The 12,385-nt window shown below is 61.6% G+C and carries 15 protein-coding genes; 1 reads left to right on the top strand and 14 read right to left on the bottom strand.

Translation table 11 applies throughout. The annotated features are described in order from the left end of the window. Positions 1 to 9: 9 nt before the first annotated feature. The 5 genes from phnK to phnG are packed head-to-tail and all read right to left on the bottom strand — an operon-like array spanning position 10 to position 3,894. A complete protein-coding gene (gene phnK, locus ACXHXG_RS06505; RefSeq protein WP_104821592.1) occupies positions 10 to 786 on the bottom strand; it encodes a phosphonate C-P lyase system protein PhnK in 777 nt (258 codons plus the stop codon). Further along, entirely contained in the window at positions 783 to 1,679 is an 897-nt protein-coding gene (locus ACXHXG_RS06500) for an alpha-D-ribose 1-methylphosphonate 5-phosphate C-P-lyase PhnJ (protein WP_285169084.1), read from the bottom strand. The genes phnK and ACXHXG_RS06500 overlap by 4 nt, the downstream gene beginning before the upstream one ends. After that, a complete protein-coding gene (locus ACXHXG_RS06495) occupies positions 1,676 to 2,785 on the bottom strand; it encodes a carbon-phosphorus lyase complex subunit (protein ID WP_285169083.1) in 1,110 nt (369 codons plus the stop codon). The genes ACXHXG_RS06500 and ACXHXG_RS06495 overlap by 4 nt, the downstream gene beginning before the upstream one ends. A 3-nt stretch (positions 2,786 to 2,788) precedes the next feature. Beyond that, positions 2,789 to 3,418 carry a phosphonate C-P lyase system protein PhnH gene (gene phnH, locus ACXHXG_RS06490; RefSeq protein ID WP_283048492.1) on the bottom strand — a complete coding sequence of 210 codons (630 nt, stop codon included), beginning with the start codon at positions 3,416 to 3,418 and terminating at the stop codon, positions 2,789 to 2,791. Next, positions 3,415 to 3,894, bottom strand: a complete 480-nt coding sequence (gene phnG / locus ACXHXG_RS06485) for a phosphonate C-P lyase system protein PhnG (RefSeq protein ID WP_283048494.1) — start codon at positions 3,892 to 3,894, stop codon at positions 3,415 to 3,417. Before phnG ends, phnH begins: the two co-directional genes overlap by 4 nt. Positions 3,895 to 3,995: 101 nt before the next feature. On the opposite strand from phnG, the gene phnF reads away from it, so the two are divergent. Further along, a complete protein-coding gene (phnF, locus tag ACXHXG_RS06480) occupies positions 3,996 to 4,730 on the top strand; it encodes a phosphonate metabolism transcriptional regulator PhnF (RefSeq protein ID WP_283051405.1) in 735 nt (244 codons plus the stop codon). A gap of 98 nt (positions 4,731 to 4,828) precedes the next feature. Here phnF and ACXHXG_RS06475 read toward each other — a convergent pair whose 3' ends face one another. The 9 genes from ACXHXG_RS06475 to ACXHXG_RS06435 all read right to left on the bottom strand — a co-directional run bounded on the left by ACXHXG_RS06475 (position 4,829) and on the right by ACXHXG_RS06435 (position 12,364). After that, the gene (locus ACXHXG_RS06475; RefSeq protein ID WP_457898780.1) at positions 4,829 to 5,032 is read right to left on the bottom strand and encodes a type II toxin-antitoxin system RelE/ParE family toxin; all 204 of its coding nucleotides are present in this window, start codon (positions 5,030 to 5,032) and stop codon (positions 4,829 to 4,831) included. Further along, a complete protein-coding gene (locus tag ACXHXG_RS06470; protein WP_283048496.1) occupies positions 5,029 to 5,319 on the bottom strand; it encodes a CopG family ribbon-helix-helix protein in 291 nt (96 codons plus the stop codon). The genes ACXHXG_RS06475 and ACXHXG_RS06470 overlap by 4 nt, the downstream gene beginning before the upstream one ends. A gap of 105 nt (positions 5,320 to 5,424) precedes the next feature. Beyond that, positions 5,425 to 6,060, bottom strand: coding sequence for a 2,3-bisphosphoglycerate-dependent phosphoglycerate mutase (locus ACXHXG_RS06465; RefSeq protein WP_285169082.1), 636 nt, complete (start codon positions 6,058 to 6,060; stop codon positions 5,425 to 5,427). A gap of 124 nt (positions 6,061 to 6,184) precedes the next feature. After that, complete coding sequence (dapB, locus tag ACXHXG_RS06460) at positions 6,185 to 7,009, bottom strand: 4-hydroxy-tetrahydrodipicolinate reductase (protein ID WP_285169081.1); 825 nt, start codon at positions 7,007 to 7,009, stop codon at positions 6,185 to 6,187. 15 nt (positions 7,010 to 7,024) lie between these two features. Then, on the bottom strand, positions 7,025 to 8,818 hold the full coding sequence (locus tag ACXHXG_RS06455; RefSeq protein ID WP_457898779.1) for an ABC transporter ATP-binding protein: 1,794 nt from the start codon (positions 8,816 to 8,818) through the stop codon (positions 7,025 to 7,027). A 228-nt stretch (positions 8,819 to 9,046) separates the two neighbouring features. Next, positions 9,047 to 10,072, bottom strand: a complete 1,026-nt coding sequence (locus tag ACXHXG_RS06450; protein ID WP_457898778.1) for a glucokinase — start codon at positions 10,070 to 10,072, stop codon at positions 9,047 to 9,049. Positions 10,073 to 10,103: 31 nt separating this feature from the next. Then, complete coding sequence (locus ACXHXG_RS06445) at positions 10,104 to 10,481, bottom strand: methylglyoxal synthase (protein ID WP_104821602.1); 378 nt, start codon at positions 10,479 to 10,481, stop codon at positions 10,104 to 10,106. A 122-nt stretch (positions 10,482 to 10,603) separates the two neighbouring features. Continuing rightward, positions 10,604 to 11,650 (bottom strand): penicillin-insensitive murein endopeptidase, encoded by a 1,047-nt coding sequence (gene mepA, locus ACXHXG_RS06440; protein WP_457898777.1) that lies wholly within the window; start codon positions 11,648 to 11,650, stop codon positions 10,604 to 10,606. A gap of 144 nt (positions 11,651 to 11,794) precedes the next feature. Then, positions 11,795 to 12,364, bottom strand: a complete 570-nt coding sequence (locus ACXHXG_RS06435) for a hydrolase (protein WP_457898776.1) — start codon at positions 12,362 to 12,364, stop codon at positions 11,795 to 11,797. Positions 12,365 to 12,385 lie beyond the last annotated feature (21 nt).

The following is a 12,385-nucleotide window of genomic DNA, read 5'->3' as shown; positions in this document are numbered from 1 at the left end:
GCTTTTTCCTCAGACCTGCAGGATCGAAGAGACGAGCAGTTGCGTATAGGGCTCGCGCGGATCGTCGAGCACGCGGTCGGTGAGACCATGTTCGATCACCACGCCGTCCTTCATGACCATCATGCGGTGCGAAAGCAGCCGGGCGACGGCGAGGTCGTGCGTGACGATGATGGCCGACAGGCCGAGATCGTTGACGAGACCGCGAACGAGATCGAGCAGGCGGGCCTGCACGGAAACGTCGAGGCCGCCGGTCGGCTCGTCCATGAAGACCAGACGCGGACCGGTCACCAGATTGCGGGCGATCTGCAGGCGCTGGCGCATGCCGCCTGAGAAGGCGCGCGGCTGATCGTCAATGCGGTCGGCGTCTATCTCCACGCGCTCCAGCCAGTCGATCGCGGTGTTGCGGATATTGCCGTAGTGCCGGTTGCCGATCGCCATCAGCCGCTCGCCGACATTGGCGCCGGCCGAAACCGTCATGCGCAGGCCGTCGGCGGGGTTCTGATGGACGAAACCCCAGTCGGTGCGCATCAGGAAGCGCCGCTCGGCCTCGTTCATGCGGAAGAGATCGCGATAGGTCTCGTCGCGCATATGATATTCGACGCTGCCGGTGGTCGGCAGCAGCCGGGTCGAAATGCAATTGAGCAGCGTCGTCTTGCCGGAGCCGGATTCGCCGACGATCGCCAGCACTTCACCGGGCCAGAGGTCGAAGGACACATTGCGGCAACCGATGCGGCTGCCGTAGAATTTCGAGATGTCCTTGACCTTGAGGAGTGGCGTGTCGCTCATTCGGCGGCCTCCTGGTTGGAAGCCAGCCCATTGGCCGCCAGCATGGGGCCGGCATGGCCATGGGCGCGGCGGTCTTCGCAGAAATCGGTGTCGGAGCAGACGAACATCCGCCCGCCCTTGTCGTCGAGGATCACTTCGTCGAGATAGACCTGCTCGGCGCCGCAGAGCGCACAAGGCTTGTCGAAACGCTGCACTTCGAAGGGATGATCCTCGAAATCGAGGCTGACGACTTCGGTGTAGGGCGGTACGGCATAGATGCGCTTCTCGCGGCCGGCGCCGAAGAGCTGCAGCGCATCCGACATATGCATTTTCGGATTGTCGAATTTCGGCGTCGGCGATGGGTCCATCACGTAGCGGCCGGCGACCTTGACCGGATAGGCGTAGGTCGTGGCGATGCGACCGTTGCGGGCGATGTCCTCATAGAGCTTCACATGCATGAGACCGTACTCTTCGAGCGCATGCATCTTGCGCGTCTCGGTCTCGCGCGGCTCCAGGTAGCGCAGCGGTTCGGGGATCGGCACCTGGTAGACCAGCACCTGATTGGGCTCGAGCTTGCCTTCCGGGATGCGGTGGCGTGTCTGGATGATGGTCGCCTCGTCCGTGCGGGTGGTGACGGCGACATTGGCGACCTTCTGGAAGAAGGCTCGGATAGAGACGGCGTTGGTCGTGTCGTCGGCGCCCTGGTCGATGACCTTGAGGACATCATCCGGCCCGATGATCGCGGCAGTCAACTGGACGCCGCCAGTGCCCCATCCATAGGGCATCGGCATTTCGCGTGAGGCGAAGGGTACCTGATAGCCGGGAATGGCGATTGCCTTCAGGATGGCGCGGCGGATCATCCGCTTGGTCTGTTCGTCGAGATAGGCGAAATTATAGGTGGCAAGTTCGGTCATTCGGCTGCCTCCGTCAGGGGATCCTTGCCGCCGTCGCGGGCGGCTTCGAAGTCGCGGCGCATGCGGCGCACCAGGTCGAGTTCGGCCTGGAAGTCGACATAGTGCGGCAGCTTCAGATGTTCGACGAAGCCGGTCGCCTGCACGTTGTCGGAATGGGAAATGACGAATTCCTCGTCCTGGGCGGGTGCGACGATATCTTCGCCGAGTTCATCGGCACGGAGCGCCCGGTCGACCAGCGACATCGCCATGGCCTTGCGTTCGCTTTGGCCGAAGACGAGGCCGTAGCCGCGGGTAAATTGCGGTGGCGCCTTGGCCGATCCCTTGAACTGGTTGACCATCTGGCATTCGGTAACCTGGATGCTACCCAGCGAGACGGCGAAACCGAGTTCCGGCACGTCCAGTTCGACCTCCACTTCACCGATGCGGATTTCGCCGGTGAAGGGGTGGGTACGGCCATAGCCGCGCTGGGTCGAATAGCCGAGCGCCAGCAGGAAACCTTCGTCGCCGCGCGCAAGCGCCTGCAGGCGCAGATCGCGGGTCATCGGGAATTCCATCGGCTCGCGCGTCAGGTCGCCGGTCTCGTGGTCGATCGGCATTTCACCGTCGCCCTCGATCAGTCCTTCCTGGCTCAAAATTTCCGAGACGCGCATCACACGGCCTTCTTCCGCCGGCCGTTGCATCGGCTCGTCCACGGGCGCATCGGTGAGCAGGCTCGGGTCGAGCAGGCGATGGGTATAGTCGAAGGTGGGGCCGAGAAGCTGGCCGCCCGGCAGGTCCTTGTAGGTGGCGGAGATGCGGCGCTCGATCTTCATCGCTGACGTATCTAGCGGCTGGGAATAGCCGAAGCGCGGCAGCGTGGTGCGGTAGGCGCGTAGCAGGAAGATCGCTTCGATCATATCGCCGCGCGCCTGGCGAACCGCAAGGGCTGCCAGCGTGCGGTCGTAAAGCGAGGCTTCCGCCATGACGCGGTCGACGGCGAGCGCCAATTGCGCCACGATCTGGTCGATGCCGATGGCCGGCAGCGAACGGTCGCCGCGACGACGATCGGCGAGCAGCCGGTGAGCATTGGCGATGGCGGCTTCGCCGCCTTTAACGGCAACATACATGCGTCACATCTCCGTCGCGATGATCTTGGTGGTGCGCGGCAGGCAAAGGAATTGCCGTCCCGCCGTCAGAACGAGATCGACGCCGCGCGGAAAAAGCGCGCGATTGTCGTTCCAGATGCGCAGGAACGTATCGGGCAGGCCGATCGGAGCGATCATGCGGATACCGGCAATGCCGGGGCCTGAGAGCGCGAGTTCCTTGCCGCCCTCAAGGGCTGCGATTTCGAGCAGCAGTGTCGTCGATCTGTCGGGATATTCCTGAGTGCCGACGGCGAATTGGTTGAGGGAAGCGAGCGCCATGCCGGCCTCGATAAAGGCAAAGCGCGCCTCGATCCTGTCGAATGCCACCGCTGCGCCGGTATGGAAGCTCAGCCATTCCGGCGCGGCCGACTTGGCGAGACTGGACGATAGCCACACCGGCGTATCATGATCGCAAAGCGTGAGGCCGATTGCGCCGGCAGCAAAGCCGAGGGGAGCGGGCGGAGCGATATCGGAGGTGATCGTCTGGATGATGCCAGGCCGCGCCATGGCATCCATCATCATCTTGAAGACGCTCTGCGCGTCGAACACCGGATCGGCGAAACCGCCGGTCAACGCATCGTTGCCGCGCGTCGTAGAGGTGGTGGAAAGGCTCATTTGTCTTCTCCGCGGACCATGGTGAAGAAATCGACGCGGGTGGCTGCCGTTTCCTCGGCGCGTTTGCGGTCATATTCGGCAATCCGATCGGTGACCGGCAGCAGGATGGCTTTCTCGACGAACTCCTTGGTGGCCGGCTGATGCCAGAGCGCGTCAAAGATCGCCGCGAGCCGCACCTTATCGCGGTCGGTGCCGAGCGCATGCGCGTGGCCGATCGTACCCGAGGCGAGCTTGACGGTGGCGCGCGTCACAGTGACCTCGCCGAGATTGAAGGGCGAACCGCCGCCGCCGATGCGGCCGCGCACCATGACGAGCCCGGTTTCCGGTCCTCGTACGGGCTGAACCACGGGCTTGTTGGGTAATGCTTCCCAGGCCGCGTCTAGCTCTTCGCGTTCGGCCCGCGCCAAAAGATCGGCGGCGCGCTTGCGTTCCCGGCGCTCCTGCGCTGCCGCCTCTTGCCTCTGTGCTGAATTCATCGCGTCATCCTCAAAATGTCTATTGATATAGACAACCATACAAGGTAGTTTTATATTTATTGGCGAGACGTGACAAGCGTGTGACATTAGCAGCAGGCGATATGGCGGGGCAGAAGGTACAAAGACAGACGGGCGTGGCGCTCTGGCGGCAGATCGCCGACCGGATTCGCACGTCGATCAACCACGGCGATTTTGACGACACTGGCATGGTGCCGCCGGAAACGGCGCTCGCGCTGCAGTTCGGGGTTAACCGGCATACGATACGAAGTGCACTTGCGGCGCTGGCGCAGGAAGGAATCGTTAGGGCCGTGCAGGGGCGCGGAACGTTGATCGAGCGCAAGGAGCGCCTGAGCTTCCCGATTTCAAAGCGAACGCGGTTTTCGCAAGGCATTGGCGATCAGGTGCGCGAGACCCGTAGTATCCTGCTGGCCGCCAGCGAGGAGGCTGCGAGTACGGAATTGGCTCGGCAGCTCAAGATCAAGACCGGCACACGGCTTGTGCGCCTGGAAACGCTCGGTCAGGCGGATCACCGTCCGGTTTCGCGGGCCACAAGTTGGTTCCCGGCGGATCGCTTCGGCGCTATTGCCGAGATCTACCGGACGACCGGATCGATCACCAAGGCATTTCGTGAGCTTGGCGTGCCAGATTATGTGCGCGTCGTCACCGAGATCACCGCGACGCATGCCGACGAAGGCGATCTGGCCGACCTGCAATTATCCCCGGGCGCCATCGTGCTGGTCGCACAGGCGCTCAATTCCGATCTCGATTATGTTCCGGTGCAATATTCGATTTCCCGCTTCGCCGCCGACAGGGTCCGTTTCACCGTCGAGAATTGAAAGGCTTTAGGAAATCGGTCCAATCCCGCTCGGAGGCCATTGCTGAGCAGCATGGAGAATGCGGAGTATTCGCACCGTTTCGTCCGCGAGATCGTAAATCAGCAATAGTGTCTATGGACGACCAGCTCTCGCGTTCCCGACACGCGACCAGGACGGCCCGTCATTGGGTGCGCAATAAGCTGTGCTGATCTCTTGGCGAAAAGTTCGTCAAGCGCGAGCGCGGCGGCAGCGTTATCCGCCTCGATATAAGTGTAAATTGCGTGTCGATCAGCTCTTGCCTCGGGAGTCCAGATAAGATTCACGAGGGTTTTCTGCTTAGCTTGCGGCGTGTTTCTTCCCGCAAAGCAGCGAACTCGGCTTCTACTTCATCGGCTGGAATGAGATTGCCGGCATTGGCGGAATCAAGCCCCGCCTGAACTTGCTGACGAAACCAGATGTCGTATTCAGCTTCATTCTGCTGGCGCTTCACGTAGTCGCGCATGAATGCGCGAAGCAGTTGCGCCGCGGTTTGATCATGCGCCCGCGCCGCCTCGTTGAAGGCAGACTTCAAGTCTTCCTCAACTCGAAACGTGAACGTGGCGTCTGTCATATCTGATCTCATGTGTTACACCGTTAGTACAAGGTAACACGTCATGCCAAATTTTCCACCCCTCACGTCGGGCCACATGAGGGGTGGCTTTGTATTGCTAGGCGCTCAATGCGCGCCCGACATGTCGCCGAGCACTTCCTTGGAAGCGACGGTGGAGTCGGCGTTGAGCTTGTAGACCATCGGCACGCCGGTCGCGAGGTTGAGCGCCAGGATCTGCTCCTTGGTCAGCCGGTCGAGGACCATGACGAGCGAGCGCAGCGAATTGCCGTGAGCGGCGACCAGCACCTTCTGGCCGGCGAGAACACGTGGCAGGATTTCCGTGAGGTAGTAGGGCCAGACACGGGCGCCGGTGTCGCGCAAGCTTTCGCCGCCGGGCGGCGGAACATCGTAGGAGCGGCGCCAGATATGCACCTGCTCTTCGCCCCACTTGGCGCGTGCGTCGTCTTTGTTCAGGCCCGAGAGATCGCCGTAATCGCGCTCGTTCAGCGCCTGATCCTTGATGGTCTCGAGGTCCGGTTGACCGACTTCATTGAGGATGATCTTCAGCGTGTGCTGGGCGCGGACCAGCGCGGAGGTGAAGGCGACGTCGTACTTGATGCCGTAATCCGCAAGCGCCTTGCCACCGGTCTTGGCTTCTTCGATGCCGAGTTCGGTGAGGTCGGGGTCCTTCCAGCCGGTAAAGAGATTCTTCAAATTCCAGTCGCTCTGCCCGTGGCGAACGAGGACGAGAGTACCGCTCATGAAATATTCCTCCTTGATAGAGCAATTCCAGGAAAAGTGCGTAGAGGTTTTCCGTCCGGAATTGCATGAGAACAAAAGGCTGAAGCGGTTCAGCAGTTCCGTGCTGAACCGATCCAGGATGGGATCAACGTGTGGAAAGCCCGAGAACGTCGAGCATAGAATAAAAGCCGGGTTTTTTGTCGCGCGCCCAGAGCGCTGCCTGAAGCGCGCCGCGGGCAAACAATGAGCGGTCGCCGGCATTGTGGGAAAGTGTCAGCCGCTCGCTCTCGCTGGCGAAGATGACCGAGTGATCGCCGATGACGCCGCCGCCGCGCAGCGTGGCAAAGCCGATGGTGCCCGTCGGCCGCGGACCGGTATGGCCGTCACGCACGCGCACAGAATTTTCGCCGAGATCGATGCCGCGGCCCTTTGCCGCCGCCTGGCCGAGCAGGAGCGCGGTGCCGGATGGGGCATCGACCTTGTGTCTGTGATGCATTTCCAGGACCTCGATGTCCCAATCGGCCGGCGGAAGCGCGCGCGCCGCCTGCTCGATAAGGACGCTCAAGAGGTTGATGCCGAGGCCCATATTTCCTGATTTGACGATGCGGGCGTGGCGAGAGGCCGCCTTGAACTTGGCTTCGTCTTCCGCCGAGCAGCCGGTCGTACCGATGATGTGGACGATGCGCGCCTGGGCGGCGAGGCCTGCGAAGGTGACGCTGGTGGCGGGCGTCGTGAAGTCGATCACGCCTTCGGCATGCAGGAAGGCGGAAAGCGGGTCATCGGTGACCGGGACGCCGATCGGCCCCAGCCCGGCAATCTCACCGGCATCCTTGCCGATGAAAGCGGAGCCTGGACGTGCGACGGCGGCGTGCAGTGTGACGCCTTCGGTGGTGTGGATGAGGCGGATCAGCGCCTGTCCCATGCGGCCTGCCGCGCCCACCACCACCAGCTTCATCGCATCGTCGCTCATGTCTTCTCTATCGTCTTATTTTCGGGAAGTGCCGGAAACGACCGGCCGCTGAAGGTTGTTGAGGCGAGCGTAGAGGCCATTGTCGGCCGTCGCAAGCGTCTCATGGTTGCCCTCTTCGACGACGCGCCCGTTCTGCATGACAATGATCTTCTCCGCCCGCACGACCGTCGACAGACGATGGGCGATGACGACGACGGTGCGGCCGCTCATGGCTTCGTCCAGCGCCTTCTGTACGGCTGCTTCCGACTCGGTGTCGAGCGCCGATGTCGCTTCGTCCAAGAGCAGGATCGGCGCGTTTCGCACCAGCGCACGGGCGATCGACAGGCGCTGGCGCTGGCCGCCGGAAAGCGTCACGCCGTTTTCGCCGACCGGCGTGTCGTAGCCCTGGGGCTGCGCCTGGATGAAATCATGGGCATAGGCGAGCCGGGCGGCCTCCTCGACTTCGGCATTCGTCGCTTCCGGACGACCGTAACGAATGTTGTCGCGGATCGTGCCTTCGAAGAGGTAGGGCTGCTGCGAGACATAGGCGGTCTGTTCGCGCAGCGACTGCTTCGTCACATGCGCTATGTCCTGCCCGTCGATGAAGATGCTGCCGGCCTTGGGATCGTAGAAGCGCGGAATAAGATTAATGACGGTGGACTTGCCGGCGCCGGAAGGGCCGACCAAGGCCGTCGTCTCTCCGCCCTCAGCAACGAAACTCACGCCGGATAGAACGGCTTCGTCGCCGTAGGCGAAGTGAACGTCGCGAAACTCGATGCGGGCCTCGGTGATGGCGAGCGGCTTGGCGTCCGCTAGGTCGCGCTGACGCGGCTCCATATCGAGCAATTCATAGATCATGCGCGCATTGACGACGGCGCGCTCTAACTGCACCTGCAATTTGGCGAGACGCCGGGCCGGATCATAGGCGAGCAGCAGCGACACGATGAACGAAAACACTGCGCCCGGCGGAACGTTTTCATAGATCGAACGATAGGCAGCGTATGCAAATACCCCGGCCACGGCAAAGCCGGCGACCGTTTCGATCAGCGGGCCATTACGCTCGGAAATACGGGCAATTCGGTTTTGTCGGTTTTCAGCCGCCGTAATCAGCTTATCGACTTTGCGTTCGAGCTCGCGCTCCATCGTGAAGGCTTTGACGATGGAAACCCCTTGAATAGTCTCCTGCATCGCGCCGAGCACGCGGCTGTTGAGAATGACCGCCTCGCGCGTAACGGCGCGCAGGCGCCTTGAGATGTGGCGCAAGGCCAGAAACACAGGCGGCGCAATGACGAAGAATAGGAGACTGAGCAGCGGATCCTGATAGACCATATTGGCCAGCAGAAAGACAAATGACAAAAAGTCACGCGCAGTCGATGTGATGATAAGGTTCATCACATCGCGGATACCGGAAACGTTCTGGCTCACTCGCGCCGCAATCTGAGCCGAACGGGCTTCGCTGAAGAAGCCAACCGACAATGTCATCAGATGTGCATAGAGGCGCCTTTGATAACGGGCAATGATGTCATTGCCAATTTTGGACAGAATGACCGATTGAAAATAACCAGCAAAACCACGGGCCACAAAGGCGGCTAATATCGCAAAGCAAATCAGCCACATAACCTCGGCGCGGCGCTCGTAAAAAGCTCCGTTCACGATCGGTCTCATAACCGCGGCCATCGTCGCCGTCGACGCTGCGACCACAACGAGGCAAAATATTGCGATCGAGTAGCCCCAGATATGGTCACGACCGTTTTCAGCAATGATACGCTTCAGCACAGCGGCGATCGTCTCACTGTCGATATCGGTTTTTTTGGTGTCCGGCGACTTCAAATATCGGCTTCCTGTCTCAAACCAAGCGAGCCGCATATGGCACGTGCTTTCGCGGGTCTATAAAGAGTTAGGACGGTTTTGGCTAGATATGGCCTGTTGCACTGGTTAAGGCAGGTCATGGAGCCAAGCTTATTATAAGGTAAGGCCACTCCTCCAAAAAGGCGTCGCGTGGTCGCCGGTTCGATCCTCTCAACGACCGCGCCTGATCATCTGTTGCTGCCCCTTTGGTCAACGCCGCCAGCGGCGGCCGTCCGTCGCCAGGCCGAAATTGGCCGGCATGCGGGCGTAGGCCGAGAGGCCGGCGAGCGCGGCGAGCGGATGGGTCACCACATGCGTCGGGATCGACTTCATCAGCGCGCTATGCGGCGCCTTGTCTTCGAAAGCGGCGCGGAATTCCGGCTTCTGCAGCGCCGGCAGGATCTTTTGCGAAATGCCGCCGGCAAGGTAGACGCCGCCGCGCGCCATGAAGATCAAGGCGATGTCGCCGGCGACACGACCGAGATAGGTGGCGAACAGCGTCAACGTCTCTTCGGCCTGAGCGTTGGTGCCGGCGAGTGCGTGGGTGGTGATATCGGCCGGTTGCGTCAGCACGGGCTCGATGCCGTCAGCCTTGCAGATCGCGTGATAGAGATACTGCAGGCCGCGGCCGCAGAGGACCTGCTCGGCGGAGATGCGGCCCTCGATGGGCTCCAGGTGCGGCCAGATCTGAAAATCGCGCGCGCTGCGCGGCCCGAGATCGATATGTCCGCCTTCGCCAGGCACCGGGATCCAGGTATGCTGGGCATGGATGAGGCCGGCAACGCCAAGGCCGGTGCCCGGCCCCAATACGGCGCGCGATGCGATCATGCCTTCCGACGTTTCGCCGATGGTCTCGCGATGCTCTTCGGAAACACCGGCGATCGCCAGCGCCTGCGCTTCGAAATCATTGATGATCAGCACATCCTCTAGGCCGAGATTTTCGATCATCGTCTTCGGGCGGATCACCCAGTCGCAATTGGTCAGAGGAATTTCGTCGCCCCGAACCGGCGCCGCAACGGCAAGGATCGCCGAGCGCGGCTGCACCGCCGTCTTGTCGAGAACGCCTTGCTGGATCGCCTCGTCGATCGTTTTAAAATCAGCGGTGTGCACGTTCGGGAAATGCTTCGGCTCGGCATAGACATCGACGAGGATGGAAAAGCGTGCGTTGGTTCCCCCGATATCGCCGATAAGGATAGGAAAGGGCAGGGGGGCTTCGCTGTGGCTGAGTTTGGGCATGGCCAGGTCCGTGGTCTGCCGCCGAGGCGGATTAATGGTTCAGTGTTTTGATCAGTCGTTCCGCGGTGGCTTCGTTGAGAGCCATGGGAATGTCGTAGAGAACGGCAAGCCGCGTCAATGCTTTCACGTCGACATCATGCGGCAAGGGGGTCATTGGGTCGATGAAGAAGATGAGCACATCGATCTCGCTGGTGGCGATCATGGCGCCGATCTGCTGATCACCGCCGAGCGGACCGCTCTTCATGCGGGTGACCTTAAGCCCGGGGCAGACATCGAGCACACGGCCGCCGGTCGTGCCCGTGGCAACGATATGCCAATCGGCCAGCGCATCCTGGTTGCGGCGTGCAAACTCCGCCATTGCATCCTTTTTCTGATCATGCGCGATCAGCGCGATGCATTTGCCGGCCATGAAACTCTCACTCCGCCCAAAACTTTTAATCGATTTATCCGCCTTCTATACCAAGAGACAGCCCTTTGAAAGACGGGCTTTTGAATGACGGGTCAAGCCGGCCGAACCGGCCCTGCCGCCCTTTACTGTTGCGGAATGCTGTCCGGGGGAGTGCTGCCCGTATCGGCGCTGGAAACCGGCAGCGCGCCGGTCGCAGCGGTAGCAGCGGCGGCCTTGGCGCCGAAGGTGGCGGCGCGGGCCGAGGCGACGGAAGGTTCATTCAGCACGGTCTGGCAGGCCTTCGGCAGATCGGAAACCATGACTTCGCGCGGCTTTGCCGGCGGCTTCGTGCTGGGCTTCGGCTTGGCCCAGGGCGCGGGTGTGAACCACCAGGCGAGCGACTTGTCGCAGCCGTCGCCGGCGGCAACGGGTGCCTGCGGCTTGCAGTTGGCCGAGCCTGCGGGGCAGTGGAGGCGGATATGGAAATGCGAGTCATGGCCATATTCCGGGCGCAGCTTGCCGAGATTGGTGCGGTCGCCGGTCCACGTGTCGCACATCTTCTTCTTGATCGCCGGATTGACGAAGATACGCTCGACTTCGGGGTAGCTGGCGGCGCGCATCAGGAGGCGGGCATGCTCCGGTGTCCAGACCTTGTCGTTGATCGTCAGGAATTTGTCCTTCGCCAGCATCGAAGTGAACGGCAGGGTTTCGCGCTCGGCCGTTGTCAAAGCCCGCGATGGCATCGGCGTCAGCCAGACGTCGGCATCGAGGCCGATCTGATGCGAGGCGTGACCGTTGAACATCGGCCCGCCGCGTGGCTGCGAGATGTCGCCCACCAGGATACCCGGCCATCCGTCATATTTGGCCGCGTCGCGCGACAGGCGCTCGAGGAGTCCGATCATTTCCGGGCGGCCCCAGCGGCGGTTGCGCGACAGGCGCATGGCCTGCCAAGTCGGCCCGTCGGCCGGCAGCGCTTCGGCGCCGGAAAGGCAGCCCTTGGCATAAAAACCCAGCGATTGCGGCGGTCCCTGCGTCGGCAGTGTCACAGCCCCGAAAATCGCCTTGGCGCTGCCGGGTGACGGGGTTGCCTGCTGCGCCAGCGCATCGCCGCTGACGAGACCAGCCCCGATCGTTACGGCGAGGGAAAATTTGCTGAACACATTGAGGGTCCGAACCAGGAAAGAAATCATGTGGTTCCTTGAGAAGCTGCCGGCGATGGCCGAAGTGATTTGCGGGTGAATCTACCTTGAAAAGCGATTTTGGTGAATCCGTGTTTTATCGCGCAAGGCTAATGCACCATCGCATATCGGCGCTCCGGAGCGCTAAGTGTATGATCAAACAGCCAGAATTTCCAACGTCTTGCGGATACGCGACAGCCGCGGCAACACCTTTGTGCAGGCGAAATCCTGCATTTCCTGCGACAAGGTCGTTACCGCATCCTCGGCGACGATGACGGCATAATTGGCCGCATAGGCGTCGCGAACGGTCGATTCGACGCCGAAATTGGTGGCGACACCGGTAAGGATGAGTGTTTTGATGCCGCGGCGGCGCAGTTGCAGATCGAGTTCGGTGCCGTAAAAGGCGCTCCATTGGCGCTTGACGATGGCGATGTCGGGTATCAGCGCAGCGATTTCGGCGGGTGCCGCCAGAGCTGCCGGCGGCAAACCTCCCTCTGGAAAGCTGAAGCTTTCGTCCACGGGCTGGTTGACAGCGTCGGCATAGTCTGCGGAAAATCCAACCGTCACAAAGACTGTGGTTCCGCCGTCGGCTTTCAATTTCCTGGCGATGGCGGCTGTATTCTCGACGATCTGCTGCGCAGAGTGGGGTGCGAGCGGGCGGCTGAGAACCAGGCCCTGCAGATCGATGGAGACAAGTGCGGTGGTTTGGGGATCGTAAAGAGGCATCAGGGGGCTCCGGGGAAATAT

This window comes from Rhizobium sp. LEGMi-198b (assembly GCF_054114205.1).
Note: the sequence above shows the minus strand (reverse complement) of the source record. Positions and strands in the feature narration are given on the sequence as shown.

Excerpts from the sequence above, each read along its gene's own strand:
- phnH (WP_283048492.1), bottom strand. The coding sequence starts at position 3,418 with ATGAGCCTTTCCACCACCTCTACGACGCGCGGCAACGATGCGTTGACC.
- ACXHXG_RS06435 (WP_457898776.1), bottom strand. The coding sequence starts at position 12,364 with ATGCCTCTTTACGATCCCCAAACCACCGCACTTGTCTCCATCGATCTG.
- ACXHXG_RS06495 (WP_285169083.1), bottom strand. The coding sequence starts at position 2,785 with ATGTATGTTGCCGTTAAAGGCGGCGAAGCCGCCATCGCCAATGCTCAC.
- dapB (WP_285169081.1), bottom strand. The coding sequence starts at position 7,009 with ATGAGCGACGATGCGATGAAGCTGGTGGTGGTGGGCGCGGCAGGCCGC.
- ACXHXG_RS06500 (WP_285169084.1), bottom strand. The coding sequence starts at position 1,679 with ATGACCGAACTTGCCACCTATAATTTCGCCTATCTCGACGAACAGACC.
- ACXHXG_RS06450 (WP_457898778.1), bottom strand. The coding sequence starts at position 10,072 with ATGCCCAAACTCAGCCACAGCGAAGCCCCCCTGCCCTTTCCTATCCTT.
- phnG (WP_283048494.1), bottom strand. The coding sequence starts at position 3,894 with ATGAATTCAGCACAGAGGCAAGAGGCGGCAGCGCAGGAGCGCCGGGAA.
- ACXHXG_RS06445 (WP_104821602.1), bottom strand. The coding sequence starts at position 10,481 with ATGGCCGGCAAATGCATCGCGCTGATCGCGCATGATCAGAAAAAGGAT.
- mepA (WP_457898777.1), bottom strand. The coding sequence starts at position 11,650 with ATGATTTCTTTCCTGGTTCGGACCCTCAATGTGTTCAGCAAATTTTCC.
- ACXHXG_RS06465 (WP_285169082.1), bottom strand. The coding sequence starts at position 6,060 with ATGAGCGGTACTCTCGTCCTCGTTCGCCACGGGCAGAGCGACTGGAAT.
- ACXHXG_RS06470 (WP_283048496.1), bottom strand. The coding sequence starts at position 5,319 with ATGACAGACGCCACGTTCACGTTTCGAGTTGAGGAAGACTTGAAGTCT.
- phnK (WP_104821592.1), bottom strand. The coding sequence starts at position 786 with ATGAGCGACACGCCACTCCTCAAGGTCAAGGACATCTCGAAATTCTAC.
- phnF (WP_283051405.1), top strand. The coding sequence starts at position 3,996 with ATGGCGGGGCAGAAGGTACAAAGACAGACGGGCGTGGCGCTCTGGCGG.